Below are 16,921 nucleotides of genomic sequence, written 5' to 3' on the forward strand. Positions count from 1 at the left end.
TTTCCTCGCTTCTAAGTAGAATAGATCATTTTTACTTAGAAGCTGAATACAGTAGCTACATTCTTAAACCTGATCAAACGACGAACCATCGTCCTCATCCTTTTCCTAATTGTTGATGAAATTGTAGCAAGGCGTGTTCTTTTCGTCAAACGTACGCGGGTGCAAGATTCCGATAAAATAATCCATACTCTTAGCCCAAAGGAGTGTCAGCTGCCTCTAACCATACTTCGCCATCATCTCCGCGAGCATCCCCTTGATGCGAACCACCAACTCCTGCGGCGCCTTCACGGTGGCTTCATTCCCTAATCCGATAAAAAATTTAGCAAAATACAAAAGTTCGCTGGCAGGGACGTTCTGATCAAGCCGGCCGCTTCCATCCGGCCGCTTAGCAATATGGGGGACAGGACATAACTCAGATTCGCAGCGCTGAACGCCTTCCCGGCTCAAATCCACGACCATCCGGACATAGACCGATTTCTCCGTCCCGTATTCCCTCCAGTTCCCCAGATGGATGTGCCGGTGATCCCGCGGCTCGATGCCGGTTGCATCCTCAGCCACGGACTGCATGCGGTCGCAGCGGAACAGGCGGAAATCATCGCGCAGAAAACAATAAGCGGGACAATACCAGAAGCCGTTGCTTGCATAGATGCCCACGGGCTGGATGCTTCGCGCGGCATAGCCGTCCCTGCTCTCGTATAACACCGTAACGACCCGCTGGTCGACGGCGGCATCCAGCAGAGCCCCGAGAGATTCAGCCTTCTGCTGTCTGGTATGCGTCAGAAAATCCACGCGGTTCTTCATCTGGTCAATCCGGTCGCGCACATCCCCGGGCATGTAATAATAAAATTTCTGAAGTGCGGTAGAGGACTCGGCTTCAAAGGGAAGAAATAGATAGTGACGCAGGGCGTGGCTGGCAAAAAACATCGCGACGGCTTCTTCCTCGCTGAAGGCGATCGGCGGAAGAACCCGTTCTTTCAGCACCTGGTAGCCGCCGTGCGGTCCTACCTCGGAATAGAGGGGGACTCCCAGTTCGCTAAGCTCCTGCAGGTCCCGCAAAATCGTGCGAGACGATACGCCGAATTGATCGGCCAGTTCTCTTACGGTAAATTTTCGCATTCGGTTAACGGTCATCATCAGTTCGATGAGACGTTTGGATTTGGACATAGGATCAGCTCCGAATGGTGGGATGACTATGACAATAGTTGTCACTATTATACGCTATACTTGCCGTAGAACCCAGAGCCCCCACATAACTAATAAATGGAGTGATGAAACGTGAGTCAATTGCATGAAATGAAGCAGCTGTTGTTCGAGGAGCTCGAGCTTATCGTTCGTACCAGTTCGAATCTGATCGGCAAAATTTCAGAAGCGCATTGGGATTACAGGCCTGCCCATAATATGAGATCGCTTCAGGAACTCGTGCATCATCTGGTTTCGGTGCCTGCGACGGACCTGTTGATTCTGCAAGAGAAGAGCGAAGCGGAGATCCGGGAACTGGAGGCAAGCATCGCCGCTGACGGCACGGACAAGGACAAGCTGATCTCTTGGATGACAAAGGGACTTGCCGATGTAAAATCCTATATGAATGAGCTGACAGATGAAGAATTTATGCAGAAGACAACGAGACCCTTCTATTTGGAGCACGGTTCAACCCAAGCCAAGTGGCTGATTGAAATCGTCACGCATGCCCAGCATCACCGGGCGCAAATGTTCAATTACCTGAAAGCCCAAGGCTATGAAGTAAATATGTTCGATTTATATTAAACGTCAGGTATGCAGAGTGAGAACAGGGGTGAGAAGGATGCAGCGGCATGTACCGAGAAAATCGCCGAAGCTGCCGTTAACTGGCGAGGAGTTGGCGAAGCTGCGGTCAAACAAAATGAAGCTTATCGATATTGCGCAAATGGATATCGAGTTATTGTCCGGCGTGCTTGGTGTTTCGGATAGCCGCGCCCAATATATCCGGGGACTGGCACAGTTTCAGACGGTTCCTTCGATCGGACCGAAAGTGGCTGAACGCGTAGTCCAGTTGGGGTATTACGCATTGGAAGATATCAAGGATGAAGACGCTGCCTCTTTAACGGACCGGATGGAAGCGAGCAGCGGTTTCTGGGTGGATCCTTGCGTGGAGGATGCGTTTCGCTGCATCGTACATCATGCCAATCATCCGGGGAGCGGGAAGAGCTGGCATGACTTTACCGAAGTGCGTAAGCAATTCAGGGAGCAGCACGGATACCCTCCAACCCGTCCAACTTTATCGTGGTACGACAACGATGGACAACCGTAGGGGCCCTACCTTGACCTAGCAGGAGGCACTGCCACATGGCGGTGTCTTTTTTCCTGTTGTTTACCAAACTTGAAAAAACGCTTGAAAGCGACGCTGCGTCATCCTGTACAATGACTTCAAAGTAGAAAAGGGGTGGAGGTAAAGCAATGAAACGATATGCACCAGCTGCAATCCTATGGATCCTCGGCATGTTCTTGCTCAGCGCATGCGGTCCGAGGGGCGAAGAAGAGGAGCTCCAACGCGTAACGCTTGATGAGGTTGAAGTGCTGGAGATCGACCATGGCAGCACGACCTTGTTCGTGGAGACAGCGGATGTGGAAGCATTGGAGGTTTCGCTGCTCCGAAGCGGCAGTTCCGCAGGAGCCGTTGTCGATCAAAAAGATAATCGGGTGAGGATTTCTTTAGATAACGATATCACTCGGATGTTGAATATCGGCCGGATGCCGCAGCTTCGCGTAAAAATTCCTGCGGATTATGCAGGGAAGGTCGAAATTGACGGTTCTTCCGGCAAGGTAACGGGAACCGGCTTGCAGAATCACAGCCTTCAGGTGAAGGGTAAAAGCGGGAATATCTCCCTTGCGTTCGCCCGTTTGAACAACAATGTGGATGTATCGGCGACAAGCGGAAACGTGAACATACAGCTCGATGAAGAGGCGCCTGATGCGACATGGGTGCTGCAGTCCCGGAGCGGACGGAGGTCCATTGCCGTTCCGATCCAGGACAGGAACGAGAGCAACCGGAAGACGGAAGGGCGCACCGGTGACGGGGAGTTTGAGGTGAAGCTCAAAACCTCCTCGGGGAACATCTCGATAAAATAACCATGCGGAACTGAGCGTAAGAAAAAAGCATCCCCGATTAGTCCTTTCCAAGAGTTCATTGCTTCCGGACTCTTGGAGCAGACCATCAGAGGATGCTTGTCATCTCAACCTATGAAAGATTCTTATATGACAACAAGGAATGAAAGCACCTTATTCTTCAACAGGCACAGAAGCCTTGGATGAAGCGGAGGATCTCATATATTGGGGCGGGTTTACGTCATCGATCAGCAGAATACCGTCGTACTGGTCGCGGGCGATTAAGCTTTCCGGAATCATGCCCCAGCTATAGGCAAAACGCGGCTCGAACATCCACGAGTTGCCTGCCTCGCGTTTTTGGTAACGCAGGTCAACGAAGGTATACGGCGAGCCTGCGGCCGAGAGGATCGATTCCATGGAGCCCGGCTCTGCCGGCAGAACGTCATGCACATTCCCCATATTATCCGCGGTTTGGCCGCTGGCCGGATACAGGCCAAGCACGTAACTGTATTTTTTCATTTCATCCGAGAGTTTCTCTCCCATTAAAGTCACCGGATATGGCGTACCCATCACCTCGGTTTGAGCTTTGCGGATGTGGTCGTTATGTCCCCACACGATGAATTTTTCCGTCGGGTATACTTCGGTTGCCAGCCACATGAGATTGTCATGCATCGCCTGGTCCCGCCATTCCATCGATTCCAGGAACGGGACATAATCCCCGCTTTCCATGCCAAGCGTTGATTGAATGGAGAGCTCCACGTATTCCCGGGCTACCCGAATCCGGTCGTTCAGGGTCCGCTCGAGCAGCATGGACAGTTTGGGGTTATCCGGGTACAGCCGTTTCAGATGAGCTTCGTTTGCCTCCGTCTTTAAGGATTCCAGAGCATCCTTGTACACTTGAATCAGCTGATGTTTCTCTTTGCGGTAAGCGTCTAGATCCATACCAAGAGAGTAGTCGGACAGTTTCTTCTCAGCTTCCGATAGACGCTTAGCCATGGCCTGATCCTGCAGCCATTGTCCGTCCAACAGCGGATGCTGCAGCTGCATGTCAAAACCGGTCAGCACGAGCGGCTGCTTGCTCTGTTGTGCTGTTTTAATGTAGTCGAACAACGGCATAATTTCCTTGGACCACCAGACGCCGAAGATGGAATCCTTCATCGTTTGTTCCGCGCTCCGCTGCCCGGCCCTGCCGTAAGCCAAGGAGCTGTTGCCAAGTCCGCTCTCAAAAGCCAGAACGTTGTACCCCATCTCCTGATGCAGGAACTGAATCAAGCGGGTCTTCGCCAGGTTGAACTCGCCAACCCCGTGGGAGCTCTCCCCTAGAAACACGAAACGTTTGTCATGCAGCAAGGGCTTCAGCATAGCCAGATCCTTATACTGGTTAGTGCCGTTGGCTGTGTTGGCCGGGTGAATCGTATCCAGTCGATATACATGGTCTTTGGCCCAATTCTCCCACTCGGCAATTTTTTCATCCGACGTCCGAGCAGTCTTAACCTCCGTAACCTGGCCTTGGATGGGATCGGCGGCAGAAGCATATGTTTTTCCTTCAGGGATGAAGGTTGTCCCCAATAGGGAAGCGGTGAGCAGAAACACGGTGAATGCTTTTCTGGCTTTATGTAATGGCATGATAGATTAGGTCACTCCTTATTATGATGATTGGTTATTAGTTCTTGCCTTGAAGCGTTGGCATCACCTCCTTAACCTGGTCGCAATTACTGTCTGGCGGCGTTAGTGAATTGAAATGCAGCCCTGCCCTAGTCTTCTTCCCAGAACAGATCGTTCAGCGTACGCGATAATGCCTTGCATATGGCAACGCACAGGCTGAGGGACGGATTATATTTCCCCAGCTCGATCAGGCCGATGGTCTGCCTGGAGACACCGACGATCTGGGCCAGTTCTTCCTGCGATAAATCCTTTTCGACGCGGGCCATCTTCAATTTGATGTTTTTCATGCGGCAGTCCCCCTAATATCCCTTTCTACGAGTCGAATGGATCGTTCTGCGACATTTTCTGGCTTACCTTGTTGGCGCCGTAGTGGATCAACCAATTCCCCCCGACAAAGAGCGGGATGTAGATGATCAGTGAGACGAGGAAAACGCTAAAGAAATATTTGAGCTCGGTCGCGCTGTTGTCATTGCCAAACAGAACCGCGCTGCGGATACCGAAAAAAAGAGCAAGTGCGACACCGATAACAAGCCCCCATATCGCCGTACGCATGCTGAACGAAATTTTGCTCCGCTGGTCATGGACCTCCACTTCATCCGAGTAAATCCCCAGCGCCACGCTGCGTATCCCGAAATATAAGCTTCCTCCCAGCATGATCAGCATTTCCAGCCAGACGGGTTCCGTTCGCGGCAGCACAAAAGATTTGATGATGACGGAAATGCTGCAAATGACCATGATCAAGGTATACACCTCTTTATATAACTTGTTCTTTAAATTGACGATACGCTCATCCTCAACCGAGTTTTTCTTAAACCAATTCAAGCTCATCATTCCTTCCTTTGGTTAGAGATACGTTCCTGAGATTTTCTGGATACATGAATTGTAATAGTATTTACGTCTTTTTGCAATATATATATGTCATTTTGAATTTAATATTTGTCTTTTAAGGTTAGGAGGTGGATAAAAGAGTCTCAAACACTCATCCTAGTCTATAGGAGGAACTTATTCTTGATATATTTTGCTGAACCGGACGCTTGCAGAGGTTTACATTCTATGCTCGCGTGTTAGAATTGAATTAGGGCATCTTTCTTGCCCGAATTGATGTCGGGAGCGTGTTTTTTCATGATCCATTTCATTCGTTTACGCTAATGTGAGGTACAGATCCAAGTAGGCTCGGCCCTTTTTTTTGACAACTGCGGCTTGAGTTTATTTATCTGTGCCTTTTTCATTGCGTTCAATCGAATGAAAGGGTGATTTGCTGTGTCCAACAACGAAAAATGGTTAAAAAAAGCACAAAAACTTTCGATACACGAGAAGATGTTTCAATGCCCGATCTGCGGCGGTGCCATGAAGGTAGAACGCATGGCCAGCCTGGAATGCGAGAACAGGCATTGCTATGATATATCCAGACAGGGATACGTAAACCTGCTGAACCATTCATCCAAAACCAAATATGATAAGGCTTTGTTTGAGGCCCGAAACACGATCAGCGGCAGCGGCTTCTTCGGCCCCATGGTAGAAGCGGTAACGAATCGCCTGATCCAGGAGCTGAAGTCCCGGGAATCCGTGAAGCCTGTAAAGCTGCTTGATGCAGGCTGCGGGGAGGGCTCCCATCTATCCGCCATCGGACATAAGCTTCGGGAGCACCCTTTGGTGCCGGATGTTCTCGGCGTAGGCATGGATATTGCCAAAGAGGGCATCGTTATGGCCGCCAAGACATCCCCTGACTCTATATGGTGCGTGGCCGATTTGTCCCGGAGCCCGTTTGCCGACCAACAGTTCGATTACATCCTGAACATTCTGTCCCCGTCCAATTATTCGGAGTTCAGGCGGCTGCTTGCGAGTGGCGGATCATTGGTGAAGGTAATCCCGGACAGCCTGTATTTGCAGGAGCTTAGAACCTTGTTCTATACGGGCACAGGCAAGGAGAATTACTCCAATGACAGCACAATAGAGCTGTTCAGCCGTCACTTTGAGCAAATCGAAGCCGAGCGGGTGCAGTATCGAGTCGTCCTGGATAACGATCAGATGAAACAGTTGATTCGCATGACGCCGTTATCCTGGAGCGCTTCGCCCGAGGCCATCGGACAAATGCTGGATGAAGCGATGGAGGTCACGGCGGACTTCAAGATCCTGTATGGATGGAATGAGGAATAACCATAACGGTCCTTCAGCCGAAAATGCCTCATATTTTGCTAAAGTGATCCTGTTGGGAGATAATAGGAGTAGCGTTGTAAATATAAAAATAAGGTGGTTGACGATCATATGGCACTTCGAATGAATCCATATCTCGTGATGGACGGGAATGCTAAGGAAGCTATTCAATTCTATGAGAAGGCGTTGGATGCCCAGGTCGTCATGGTTCAGACCTTCGGCGAGATGCCGGCGAACCCTGATTTTCCGCTGCCGGATAGCGCGAGGGATCGCATTTCCCACGCTTTGCTGAAGGTAGGAGAGACGGATTTGATGTTCTCCGATACGTTTCCCGGTCAACCGGTTCAATCCAGCAATCAGGTTCAGATCTGTATCATGACCGATCAGGCCGAACAGGCTAAGCGGATATATGAAGCGCTGCGGGAGGGCGGTCAAGTGGTTATGCCCCTTCAGGAGACGTTCTGGAGCCCGGCGTACGGCATCGTGGCTGACAAATTCGGCGTGAACTGGAATATCTCCACGGAAGCGGAAGCGTAGAAGCTGATATATAAATGAACAAAAAGCCCTGACGATTTGCCGTCAGGGCTTTTTGTTCGGTTGCAGCGCAGTCGAGTTTCCTGAATTATGCCCGAGATCCGTCCCACCACTTATAGTAGATATGGACATGCCCGGCGGGGCTTGCCACGAGCGGATCGATAACGAGTGTTTTGCCGCTCACCTTCAACTCGATCACCTTCTTGTTCTTCTCCGCGGAGTCTATTTTCGCGAGGAAGGCGGAATCGACCTGGAAGCCATACAGCTGGAGGAGCTCGATCAGCATGCCGCGCTGGGTTTTATCGGCGGCATTGGAAAGCGCGATTCCGCTGAACTGCATAATCTGCGGCTCGAATTGAACGGACACGGCGTAATCCGTCTCACCGGTTTGCTTCGTGCTGGTCATCACGATTTTATTCGATCCGTCGTCATAAATGCGGTAGCCGCTGTACTTCGGAAATACCTTCTGGCGGATCACGAGGTACATCTCGTCCCGGTAAACGTCCCAAGGGGTTGGCAGCTTCGGCAGCATGGCCTCCGCGCTTGGCGCGGTAGGGCGGTCGTACAGGTTCGACATTCCGCGATCGGTCAGGTTTTTGATCAGCTGAAGCACTTCGGCCCGCGTGATGGTGCCGCTGCCTACATAGCCTTCAATCGTATTTTCACCTTTGATCCGGCCCTGCGCGTACTTTTTCCCCAGAACGTATTGAATGGCCTGATTCCCGCCGTAGTTCACGCCGTCGGCGCTGGATATCAGCTCGGCCACATGGGCCCGCGTTATGTATTGGCTGCGCTTGGTTTTGTCAGCGAATCCGTGTACAGGATAGTTCTTGAAGTGCAGAAAATGATAATATTTATCCGACCATAGTTCGGTCAAATAGTTCTCCTGCAGGTCCTTGCCCGTAATGCCGACAACCAGCATGCGGATGAATTCGGCCTCGGTCACATTCTGGTTAGGCATGAACATTCCGTTCGCATAGCCGTTGACAATCCCCTTGTCGACGCCCCATTCGATGGTCGTTTTTGCCCAGTGGTTATCAATATCCCGAAAAGTAACCCCGGCAAAAGCGCTGCCAGCTCCTACGAACAAAGAGACAGCCAGGAGTATAGGCGCACATAGTGTCCTGAACTTCAACATCTGCAATCCTCCATCTATAATTTGCTAAAATACTACAAAATACATTGTATAGGCCTATTTTTCGGGCGGTCAAGCATCAGAAAGCGGTTCCGAACAAAGATGGGCTGTTATAACTAGCTAACTAACTTTAGCGATACTAAGGGACTACAGGACCAAGGAAGTGCATAAATCTTCTGTTTTTGATGTGGGATATACGAAGGGAAGACATGTTTTTCATGAAGCATCCAGGGAGTGAGACACGCTGCCGTGCGAAAATATCCGGAGGTTCCAGAAATCGGTTCTAGTCTAAAAGTTAGGGGTTCGGAGTTCCTATTGGAAGATGCCTTGCCATTAGGTAAAATATCCCTTGTTTACTATCTACAGAAGAGAGGCGAAAATCGATGAGATTGATGCGAAAATCGTTATTAACCTTATGCAGCCTTTTGCTTGCCGTCTCGGTTTTGGTGCCGCTAACAACGGTTCATGCAGCGGATCAGAAATGGATCAATCAAGTATGGAGCGAGTATAAATCCTATAACAAGAAGACGGTAAATGCGTATAACAATTACCAGAAACAAGTAGACAAGAAATATAAGGCGTTTTATAATGCCAGCCATGCCTCCCTGGACCAGCTCGAGAAAAAAGTGCTGGAGGATCAAAAGCAGTGGGACGAGAAGCTTCGAGCCGATTTGGAGCAGCTGAAGCTGAAGTATGAGGGAAACCGCGACGTAAAGGATAAGCTGGCACAATATGAACGGTTCATCAATCCAAGTTATTTAAACGGTCCGATGTGGAAGTATGCGAATGCCGCTAACCGCAATTATTTGAACAGTACCCTATGGAAACTAAGCAAAGAAATGAACGAGGATTATTTGAACAGCTGGATGTGGACATACAAGAAGACGATCACCCCGAGCTATTTGAACAGTTCCGCATGGAAATTCAGCAAAACGGTCAGTGAAAGCTATTTGAACAGCCCGATGTGGAAGCTCCGTAACGGATCCAGTACGTCGTACCTGAACAGTCCGATGTGGAAGTACAAACAAGGGAAAATCAGCAAAGCAACAGCTAAGAGCCAATACGGCAAGCTGTTTAAGGAACAGACTACCGCGATCTCCAAAGGCAATGCTGCAAGAAAATCCGAAATAACGAAAATGGCAAGCGGTACGCAGAAGAAGATAGACGAGCTATATAAGGAAACGGTGGTTATACTTGAGGCACGTCGCGAGGAGGCGTTGAAGAGCATCTCCGACCTGCGGATCGAAATTGCCGGAGAAGGCTTGAAATGGGAAGCGCTGCTCGTGGAGAAACCGTAATTATCTATATTTCTAAGCCTACAAGAAAAGAGCTGCCCCAGATGGTCCGAACATGACCATAGGGGCAGCTTTTGATTTTTGTAAAAATGAAAACAAGAAAATGCAGGATATTCTTTGACTTTAACGATTGTTTCACATAATATTATGTCAGTAACCTAACAAAAACTAACATAAATAACACGGAAGCTGAACGACAAATTCGCACTTAAGTAGGTTGATAACGATGAAAACGAAAGTGACGATTCAGGAAATCGCCGATTTCACGGGCGTGTCTAAATTTGCGGTATCCCGGGCCTTGTCGGGGAAATCCGGTGTCAGCCCGCAGACCAGGGACATGATTCTGAAGGCCGCCGGACAGCTTGGGTATTTCAAGGATCAGCCGGGCCAAGCAGCGGGAAGAAACCAGCAGCTCCAGGAGCCGGAGAACCGAAAATGGGCGGGGGCGGTACTGGTCCTGTTCCCGAATGTCCGATATCAGAATCGCGAATCGCTCTATTGGGGGCCGGTTTTTGACGGAATATCGACCCGTCTTAATCAGAAAGGGCTCGACATCCTGACGCTGACGGAGCCTTCGAATGACCACATGTTCTCCCTCCTGAATCCCCAGGGCATTCTCGGGATCGTAACGGTGGGAGCCGTATCCACGCAGAATTTAATGGATATCAAGAAGCTGAACATTCCCGTGGTCATGGTAGACCACATGGACCCCGCGTTCCAATCGGACACGGTATTCACCGACAATATGCACAGCATGAAACAAATCATGACCAAACTGATCAGCAAAGGATATAAAAAATATCAGTTCATCGGCAACATCGAAGATGCCCAGAGCTTTTACGAGCGCTGGATCGGTTTCTCGTCCGCGCTGGCCGATTACAAAATCGAGCATCGGCAGCTGCCTTCTCTGATCAGCCCGGAGATAGAGAACATACACGAAACGTTAGGCAAGGCTCTTGCCGGAAACGAGCTTCCGGAAGTGTTCGTTTGCGCTAATGATATCACCGCCATGTTTGCCATGGAGGCGCTCGGTAATCAGGGTATCGACGTTCCGGGTCACGTACAGGTGACCGGGTTCGATAATACGTACGACAGCCTGCCGATTATGGCAACGGTGAACATTGACAAGGAATTGCTGGGGATGCGTGCCGTCGATCAATTGCTCTGGCGGATCGTGAACCCGGATTCCAATTATGAGCGTCTCCTTATTCAAGCCGATGTCATTGTTAGGGAATTGAATAACGCTGCGCGGGATACGGACGAACCATAAGCTGTGCATGTAATGTTAAGTTAGCCCCGATGTCTTAAAGACATCGGGCCTTTTTGTATTCATAACAAACAAATAACAAATATGCGGATTTTATGATAGTCAATCAAGATAGAATAACAGTAATTTCAGTTGATATATAGGGATTTATAGCGAATAAGGCCGATTTTTGCTGAAGTTAAATGTAAACGCTGTCGCTAATTATTTAGGTTATTTATAAAATAATATTTAGGTTCATTGTTATTATTATCATAAAATATATTGACGTAATTACGATCCTGGTGTTATATTTTTTGGCAAACAGGGATAACAGATTGGGGGCGGGGAACAACAGGATTGCCGGGAATGAAGCATCCAACATCATCTTGGGGGTACTTGCATGACGTTAACAGGGCGTTAAACAAATAGGGGAGGTTTTTAGCGTGAGAAAAATGAAAGGGCTTTCTTTATTGCTTATCTGTTTGTTATTTTTGATAACCGCCTGCAGCGGCGGAGGGGCCAAGCAGGCGGAGGCGCCGCCGGCGACCCCGGCTCCCAGCACGGAGACCGCGGCAGAGACTCCTAAAGAAGAACCCGCCGAACCTGAAGCAGAACCTGTTGATCTGGGCGGCCGCGTGATTAAGGTAGCCGCTTGGTGGGACCTGAAGCCGGCAGGCACAACGGCCGGAGAGAAGGCACGCCTGGAGAAGATCGCCGAAATCGAGAAGAAATACAATTGCAAAATCGAATTCGTCAACGTTCCCTTTGAGGAGTATATGAATAAATTCACGACAAGCGTGCTGGCAGGCGAGCCGTTCGCCGATATCGTGCAGCTGGAGTACAAGTCGGCATTGCCGGCGATTATAAAGGGACAGATCCTGCCGATCAGCGAATTTACCACGGACAAAAACAACATCAATAACGATGCGGATCTGCAGACGAAATATCCATCCATTGGCGGAGGGGAATACGGCTTCGATAATCCGACCTCCATCGGGCTCGGACTTCATTACAACCGCGATCTGTTTAAGAAGAACGGGCTTCCGGATCTTCAGGAGCTGTATGCCAAGGGAGAATGGAACTGGGATAAATTCATGGAGATCGCCAAACAGGCAACCAAAGATACGAATAACGACGGGAAAACGGACGTATGGGGCTTCTCCGGCTGGGCCATTGATGCGGTTAAGCATTTCACCGCCGCTAACGGGGGCAAAATCGTAGACGATTCCAACGGCAAAGAAGGCTTGTCCGATCCGAAGACATTGGAAGCAGCCGAATTCGTGAACCGCCTCTACAACGTGGAGAAGGTTGTGAAAGTCAAGAGCGGCAACAAAACGAATTGGGAAGAAAGCAACACTTTTAAAGACGGCGACGTAGCCATGTTTACGGCGGCAGAATGGATGCTGGGCGACATTACGTTCGAGGTTGGCGTGGTACCGATTCCTGCCGGTCCGCAGGGCTCGGCAGACACAACGTATGCCAATACCGCCGCGTCCGCGAAGTTCATTGCCAAAGGCGTAAAAGATCCGGCTATCGTCTACCAAATTTACGAGGAGACGTTCGATATACCGCCGACCGAGGAATACCCGGGACAGGATTACCTGGAGAGCATCTATACCAATCAGGAAGACATCGACATGATTCGTGAGCATATTGCCGGAACCGGCGTCATCACGGTGGACGAAGCCTACACGGATTATCCTACGAACGCTTTCATAGAGGATATCATCGTGAACAATCAATCGGTAACCGCTACGGCCGAGAAATATAAACAACAGGCGCAGGCTGCTGTCGATAAAATGGGCAAATAAGATGGACGGGGGCGTTAAGGCGCAAGGCCGCGCCCCCTTCTCCTGAACAGGGGGATGAACATTGACACTTCAAACGCAGCTAAAAAAATGGATGACCCGGTTATTGGTTCTTGCGGCAATCTTGGCCGCTTTGACGGTGTTCTTTAATAGAGGGGGAAATGAGTCCGGAGCCGGTGGGAGACCGGAAGGCGGAGGGACGGAGCTTACATTGGAACGTCCCCCATCGCTGGTCAAACTCGGCATGCAGCCGGGGAAAAGCATTTCCTATACCGAGTATTTGTCGGAACATGACGGAAAGGGTCGGCCGGATCGTGAAATCACGATTCCTGCGGCGGATTACAGCCGTGCCGAGGGCGGGGAATTCCGAAGACTGGAAGCCTATGAGGGCCAACCCGGAACCTCGCTGTTTACGGGGGAGAAGGGTGAGGTGGAATGGAAGGTTCATGTAGAGGAGGAGGGATTGTACAATCTGTCCCTGCTCTATTATCCGGTGGAAGGAAAGAGTTCCTCCATTGAGCGTTCCATTCGCATCGACGGGGAGGTCCCCTTTCAGGAGGCCGCCTATTTGCAATTCGACCGGATATGGGACAACACCAAGGACGGCATCGATCAGGATAACCAGGGCAATGACCTGAGGCCGAAACAAATCGAACGTCCCGCTTGGACTAGGTCAGTGCTGCAGGATGCGGATGGTTACATCACGGAGCCGCTTCTTTTTTACTTTGAGGAGGGGGAGCATACCCTATCCTTGACGGCAGCGCGGGAACCGATGGTTATCGGGGAACTCAAGCTGTTCCAGCAGGAGAGCCCGCCGACGTATGCCGAGCTGTACCGGCAGTATGAGGCTGAAGGGATTCGAAGAAATGAAGGCACCTTGCTGGCGATTCAGGGAGAGGACGCAGTCGCCAAATCCTCGCCGACCCTGTATCCGCTAAGCGAGCGTTCGAGTCCGAGCGTCAGCCCTTACAGCGCGTCGAAGGTCCGAATCAACACCATCGGCGGCTTCAACTGGCGGCTGCCCGGACAGTGGATCGAATGGGAGCTGGACGTCCCGGAGAGCGGGCTCTATAAGATAGCATTCAAATCGCAGCAAAATTTTGTAAGGGGCATATACTCGACGAGAAAGCTGACGATCGACGGGAAGGTTCCGTTTGAAGAAATGAACCACGTCGCTTTCCGCTTTAAGAACGGATATCGCATGGACGTGCTTGGGGGCGATGAACCTTATCTGTTCCGGTTGGAGCAAGGTAAGCATGTGTTACGCCTCGAGGCGAGTCTGGGTGAATTCGCTCCCCTCATTCATGAGGTGGAGGACAGTCTGCTAAACCTGAATGCCATGTACCGCAAAATATTGATGATCACCGGCACGAATCCGGATGAATTCCGGGATTACCGTGTAGAGCAGCGGATACCGGAGCTGCTGGAAGTTTTCCGGTACGAAAGCGGCAGACTGAAGGCGGTCGCGGCCAGATTGGTTGAGCTGTCGGGTCAATCCGGCGACCAGGAGGCACTGCTGAAGACCATGGCGCTTCAGCTGGATGAGATGATCGAGAAGCCGGATACGATTCCGCGCAGGCTGGAGGCCTACAAGACGAATACCGGCGGACTCGGAACATGGCTGCAGCAGGCACGGGAGCAGCCGCTGGAGATCGATGCCCTCTATGTTGCATCAGCCGATGCCAAGCTGCCGATGAGCGGACTGGGGGCGGCCGATAAGGTGAAGCATGAGGCGTCGACGTTCTTCAGCTCCTTCTTCATTGATTACAACAATATCGGTAACGTCACGGATGAGAAGAATCAGCGTTCAATCACCGTATGGATCGGCAGCGGCCGTGATCAGGCCAATACCATCAAGGCGATGATCGACGAGACCTTTACGCCGGAGACCGGCATCAACGTGAATCTGAAGCTGGTGAACATGGGGACGCTGCTCCCCGCCACTTTGTCGGGACAGGGACCTGAGGTCGCGATGCAGATCGGCAATGACCTCCCGGTGAACTTTGCCATGCGGAATGCCGCAGCGGACCTGACGCAATTCCCTGACTTCGAATCGGTGGCTGCCAGATTCCGGGACAGCGCCTTGGTGCCATACCGATACCGCAGCGGCGTATATGCGCTGCCGGAGACGCAAACCTTCAACATGATGTTCTACCGGAAGGACGTGCTGGAGGAGCTGGGTCTTGAAGTTCCGAAGACTTGGGACGATGTGGCCAGCCTGCTTGCCGTATTGAACAAAAATCATATGCAATTCGGTCTTCCCGTCGTGGCGCAGGCACCGGATCAGTGGACCACGCTGCCGCCGAATTCGATGTATGCGGCGCTCCTGATGCAATCCGGCGGGCATTTCTACCGAAACAACGACCGGGAGTCGGATCTGGACTCCAAGATCGGGCTGGAAGCATTTAAACAGTGGACGGAGTATTACACCGACTACAAGCTGGAGCGGGAATACGATTTTGCGAACCGGTTCCGTACCGGACAGATGCCGATCGGCATCTCCGATTACACCACCTATAACCAGCTGTCCGTGTTCGCGCCGGAAATCCGCGGCGTATGGGGTTTCGCCCCCGTGCCTGGAACCGTTCAGGCGGACGGCACGATTGACCGCACCGTACCGAGCGGCGGCAGCGCCGTGCTGATGCTGGACGATGCAAAGGACAAGGATGCGGCTTGGGAATTCTTGAAATGGTGGACCAGCGATGCGACACAGACGGATTTCGGCCGTGAAATGGAAGGGTTGATGGGCGCGGCCGCCCGCTATCCGACCGCCAACATCAAGGCGCTGGACAGTCTGCCATGGCCGGTAGCCGACTATGAGAATTTGAAATCCCAATTTGAATGGGTTCAGGGAATACCCGAGGTGCCGGGCGGCTATTCGACGGGCAGGCATTTGTTCAATGCCTTCTATCGTGCGGTCATCAGCGGCATCGAGCCGCGGGAGGCCTTGATGGATTCGGTGCAGTATATTCACGACGAAATCCGGACCAAGCAAGCAGAATTCGGCGAGCTGCAGGAATAGGGGGAGTCCAAATTGCATAATGCCAGCCTTCAGGATCCTGAGGTTACGATGTCTGCCGCTATCCGCCCCGTCAAGCCGCAATCCTGGTGGAAGCGGAAGCTGGCGGAGATGAAGGCCAGCAAGCATTCCTATATATTGCTTGCGCCTTATATGATCCTGTTTACGCTGTTTACCGTTTTTCCGGTCGTCATTTCGATGATTCTCAGCTTTACGTATTTCAATATGCTGGAGTTTCCGCGGTTTGTCGGCTGGGATAATTATACGCGCCTGTTCCTGGAGGACGATATCTTTCTGGTCGCGCTGAAGAACACGCTGCTCTTTGCCGCCATAACAGGACCCATCAGTTATTTGGCCTGCTTCCTGTTTGCCTGGGTCATCAATGAGCTGGGTCCGCGGCTGCGGGCGTTCATGACCCTGATCTTCTATGCGCCTTCGATCTCGGGGAACATTTACTTCATCTGGCTGATGATCTTCTCGGGTGATCGCTACGGCATAGCGAACGGCATGCTGATTAAGCTGGGCCTCATCTTGGAGCCGATCCAATGGCTGAAAACCGAAGCGTTGATCATGCCGATTATCATTTTGGTCCAGCTGTGGCTCAGCCTCGGAACCGGCTTCCTGGCCTTCATCGCCGGACTACAAACCGTAGATAAAACGCTCTACGAAGCGGGTGCCGTGGACGGAGTCCGCAACCGCTGGCAGGAGCTGTGGTTCATAACGCTGCCTTCGATGCGGCCGCAGCTTATGTTCGGCGCGGTCATCCAGCTTACGACATCGTTTGCCGTGGCCGACGTATCGATTGCGCTGGCCGGTTTCCCGAGCGTGAACTACGCGGCGGAAACCATCGTCACGCATCTCATCGATTTCGGCACGACGCGCTTCGAGATGGGTTTTGCGTCGGCGATTGCGACCGTGCTGTTCATCCTGATGGTGGGAACCAACCTGATCGTCCAAAAATTGCTGCGCAAGGTAGGTGAGTAG

Annotated in this window: 15 protein-coding genes; 10 read left to right on the plus strand and 5 right to left on the minus strand. The window is 51.3% G+C overall.

What is annotated here, in order from left to right:
- Positions 1-216 precede the first annotated feature (216 nt).
- Complete coding sequence (locus MHI43_RS06055) at positions 217-1,164, minus strand: YafY family protein (protein ID WP_036662245.1); 948 nt, start codon at positions 1,162-1,164, stop codon at positions 217-219.
- Positions 1,165-1,275: 111 nt separating this feature from the next.
- On the opposite strand from MHI43_RS06055, the gene MHI43_RS06060 reads away from it, so the two are divergent.
- The 3 genes from MHI43_RS06060 (at position 1,276) to MHI43_RS06070 (ending at position 3,105) form a co-directional block, all read left to right on the plus strand.
- Positions 1,276-1,764, plus strand: a complete 489-nt coding sequence (locus MHI43_RS06060) for a DinB family protein (RefSeq protein WP_036662249.1) — start codon at positions 1,276-1,278, stop codon at positions 1,762-1,764.
- Positions 1,765-1,801: 37 nt separating this feature from the next.
- The gene (locus MHI43_RS06065; RefSeq protein WP_012819341.1) at positions 1,802-2,287 is read left to right on the plus strand and encodes a helix-hairpin-helix domain-containing protein; all 486 of its coding nucleotides are present in this window, start codon (positions 1,802-1,804) and stop codon (positions 2,285-2,287) included.
- 146 nt (positions 2,288-2,433) lie between these two features.
- Complete coding sequence (locus MHI43_RS06070; RefSeq protein ID WP_012819342.1) at positions 2,434-3,105, plus strand: DUF4097 family beta strand repeat-containing protein; 672 nt, start codon at positions 2,434-2,436, stop codon at positions 3,103-3,105.
- Between the two features lie 150 nt (positions 3,106-3,255).
- On the opposite strand, the gene MHI43_RS06075 is transcribed toward MHI43_RS06070, so the two are convergent.
- From MHI43_RS06075 to MHI43_RS06085, 3 genes are all read right to left on the minus strand, one after another.
- Positions 3,256-4,707: an erythromycin esterase family protein gene (locus MHI43_RS06075; RefSeq protein WP_012819343.1), complete on the minus strand. Its 1,452-nt coding sequence runs from the start codon at positions 4,705-4,707 to the stop codon at positions 3,256-3,258.
- A 128-nt stretch (positions 4,708-4,835) separates the two neighbouring features.
- Entirely contained in the window at positions 4,836-5,033 is a 198-nt protein-coding gene (locus tag MHI43_RS06080) for a helix-turn-helix transcriptional regulator (RefSeq protein ID WP_009594955.1), read from the minus strand.
- A gap of 25 nt (positions 5,034-5,058) precedes the next feature.
- Positions 5,059-5,574 (minus strand): DUF6773 family protein, encoded by a 516-nt coding sequence (locus MHI43_RS06085; RefSeq protein ID WP_012819344.1) that lies wholly within the window; start codon positions 5,572-5,574, stop codon positions 5,059-5,061.
- 432 nt (positions 5,575-6,006) lie between these two features.
- Here MHI43_RS06085 and MHI43_RS06090 point away from each other — a divergent pair, with 432 nt between their 5' ends.
- Entirely contained in the window at positions 6,007-6,903 is an 897-nt protein-coding gene (locus MHI43_RS06090; protein WP_036662260.1) for a putative RNA methyltransferase, read from the plus strand.
- A 108-nt stretch (positions 6,904-7,011) separates the two neighbouring features.
- On the plus strand, positions 7,012-7,437 hold the full coding sequence (locus MHI43_RS06095; protein WP_036662261.1) for a VOC family protein: 426 nt from the start codon (positions 7,012-7,014) through the stop codon (positions 7,435-7,437).
- Between the two features lie 85 nt (positions 7,438-7,522).
- Here MHI43_RS06095 and MHI43_RS06100 read toward each other — a convergent pair whose 3' ends face one another.
- Positions 7,523-8,572, minus strand: coding sequence for an S-layer homology domain-containing protein (locus MHI43_RS06100; protein ID WP_009594975.1), 1,050 nt, complete (start codon positions 8,570-8,572; stop codon positions 7,523-7,525).
- A gap of 380 nt (positions 8,573-8,952) precedes the next feature.
- Between MHI43_RS06100 and MHI43_RS06105 the strand changes: the two genes are divergently transcribed.
- The 5 genes from MHI43_RS06105 (at position 8,953) to MHI43_RS06125 (ending at position 16,921) form a co-directional block, all read left to right on the plus strand.
- Positions 8,953-9,867: a hypothetical protein gene (locus tag MHI43_RS06105; RefSeq protein ID WP_012819347.1), complete on the plus strand. Its 915-nt coding sequence runs from the start codon at positions 8,953-8,955 to the stop codon at positions 9,865-9,867.
- 223 nt (positions 9,868-10,090) lie between these two features.
- Entirely contained in the window at positions 10,091-11,134 is a 1,044-nt protein-coding gene (locus MHI43_RS06110; protein WP_036662263.1) for a LacI family DNA-binding transcriptional regulator, read from the plus strand.
- Positions 11,135-11,553: 419 nt separating this feature from the next.
- On the plus strand, positions 11,554-12,921 hold the full coding sequence (locus MHI43_RS06115; protein ID WP_036662264.1) for an extracellular solute-binding protein: 1,368 nt from the start codon (positions 11,554-11,556) through the stop codon (positions 12,919-12,921).
- A gap of 61 nt (positions 12,922-12,982) precedes the next feature.
- Positions 12,983-15,940 carry an extracellular solute-binding protein gene (locus MHI43_RS06120; protein ID WP_036662266.1) on the plus strand — a complete coding sequence of 986 codons (2,958 nt, stop codon included), beginning with the start codon at positions 12,983-12,985 and terminating at the stop codon, positions 15,938-15,940.
- Between the two features lie 12 nt (positions 15,941-15,952).
- Positions 15,953-16,921 carry a sugar ABC transporter permease gene (locus MHI43_RS06125; RefSeq protein WP_012819350.1) on the plus strand — a complete coding sequence of 323 codons (969 nt, stop codon included), beginning with the start codon at positions 15,953-15,955 and terminating at the stop codon, positions 16,919-16,921.

This window comes from Paenibacillus sp. FSL H8-0457 (assembly GCF_038051935.1).
GTDB lineage: Bacteria > Bacillota > Bacilli > Paenibacillales > Paenibacillaceae > Paenibacillus_AQ > Paenibacillus_AQ lautus_A.

Coding starts and splice junctions, on each gene's coding strand:
- MHI43_RS06055 (WP_036662245.1), bottom strand. CDS start 1,164: ATGTCCAAATCCAAACGTCTCATCGAACTGATGATGACCGTTAACCGA.
- MHI43_RS06065 (WP_012819341.1), top strand. CDS start 1,802: ATGCAGCGGCATGTACCGAGAAAATCGCCGAAGCTGCCGTTAACTGGC.
- MHI43_RS06070 (WP_012819342.1), top strand. CDS start 2,434: ATGAAACGATATGCACCAGCTGCAATCCTATGGATCCTCGGCATGTTC.
- MHI43_RS06075 (WP_012819343.1), bottom strand. CDS start 4,707: ATGCCATTACATAAAGCCAGAAAAGCATTCACCGTGTTTCTGCTCACC.
- MHI43_RS06080 (WP_009594955.1), bottom strand. CDS start 5,033: ATGAAAAACATCAAATTGAAGATGGCCCGCGTCGAAAAGGATTTATCG.
- MHI43_RS06085 (WP_012819344.1), bottom strand. CDS start 5,574: ATGAGCTTGAATTGGTTTAAGAAAAACTCGGTTGAGGATGAGCGTATC.
- MHI43_RS06095 (WP_036662261.1), top strand. CDS start 7,012: ATGGCACTTCGAATGAATCCATATCTCGTGATGGACGGGAATGCTAAG.
- MHI43_RS06100 (WP_009594975.1), bottom strand. CDS start 8,572: ATGTTGAAGTTCAGGACACTATGTGCGCCTATACTCCTGGCTGTCTCT.
- MHI43_RS06105 (WP_012819347.1), top strand. CDS start 8,953: ATGAGATTGATGCGAAAATCGTTATTAACCTTATGCAGCCTTTTGCTT.
- MHI43_RS06110 (WP_036662263.1), top strand. CDS start 10,091: ATGAAAACGAAAGTGACGATTCAGGAAATCGCCGATTTCACGGGCGTG.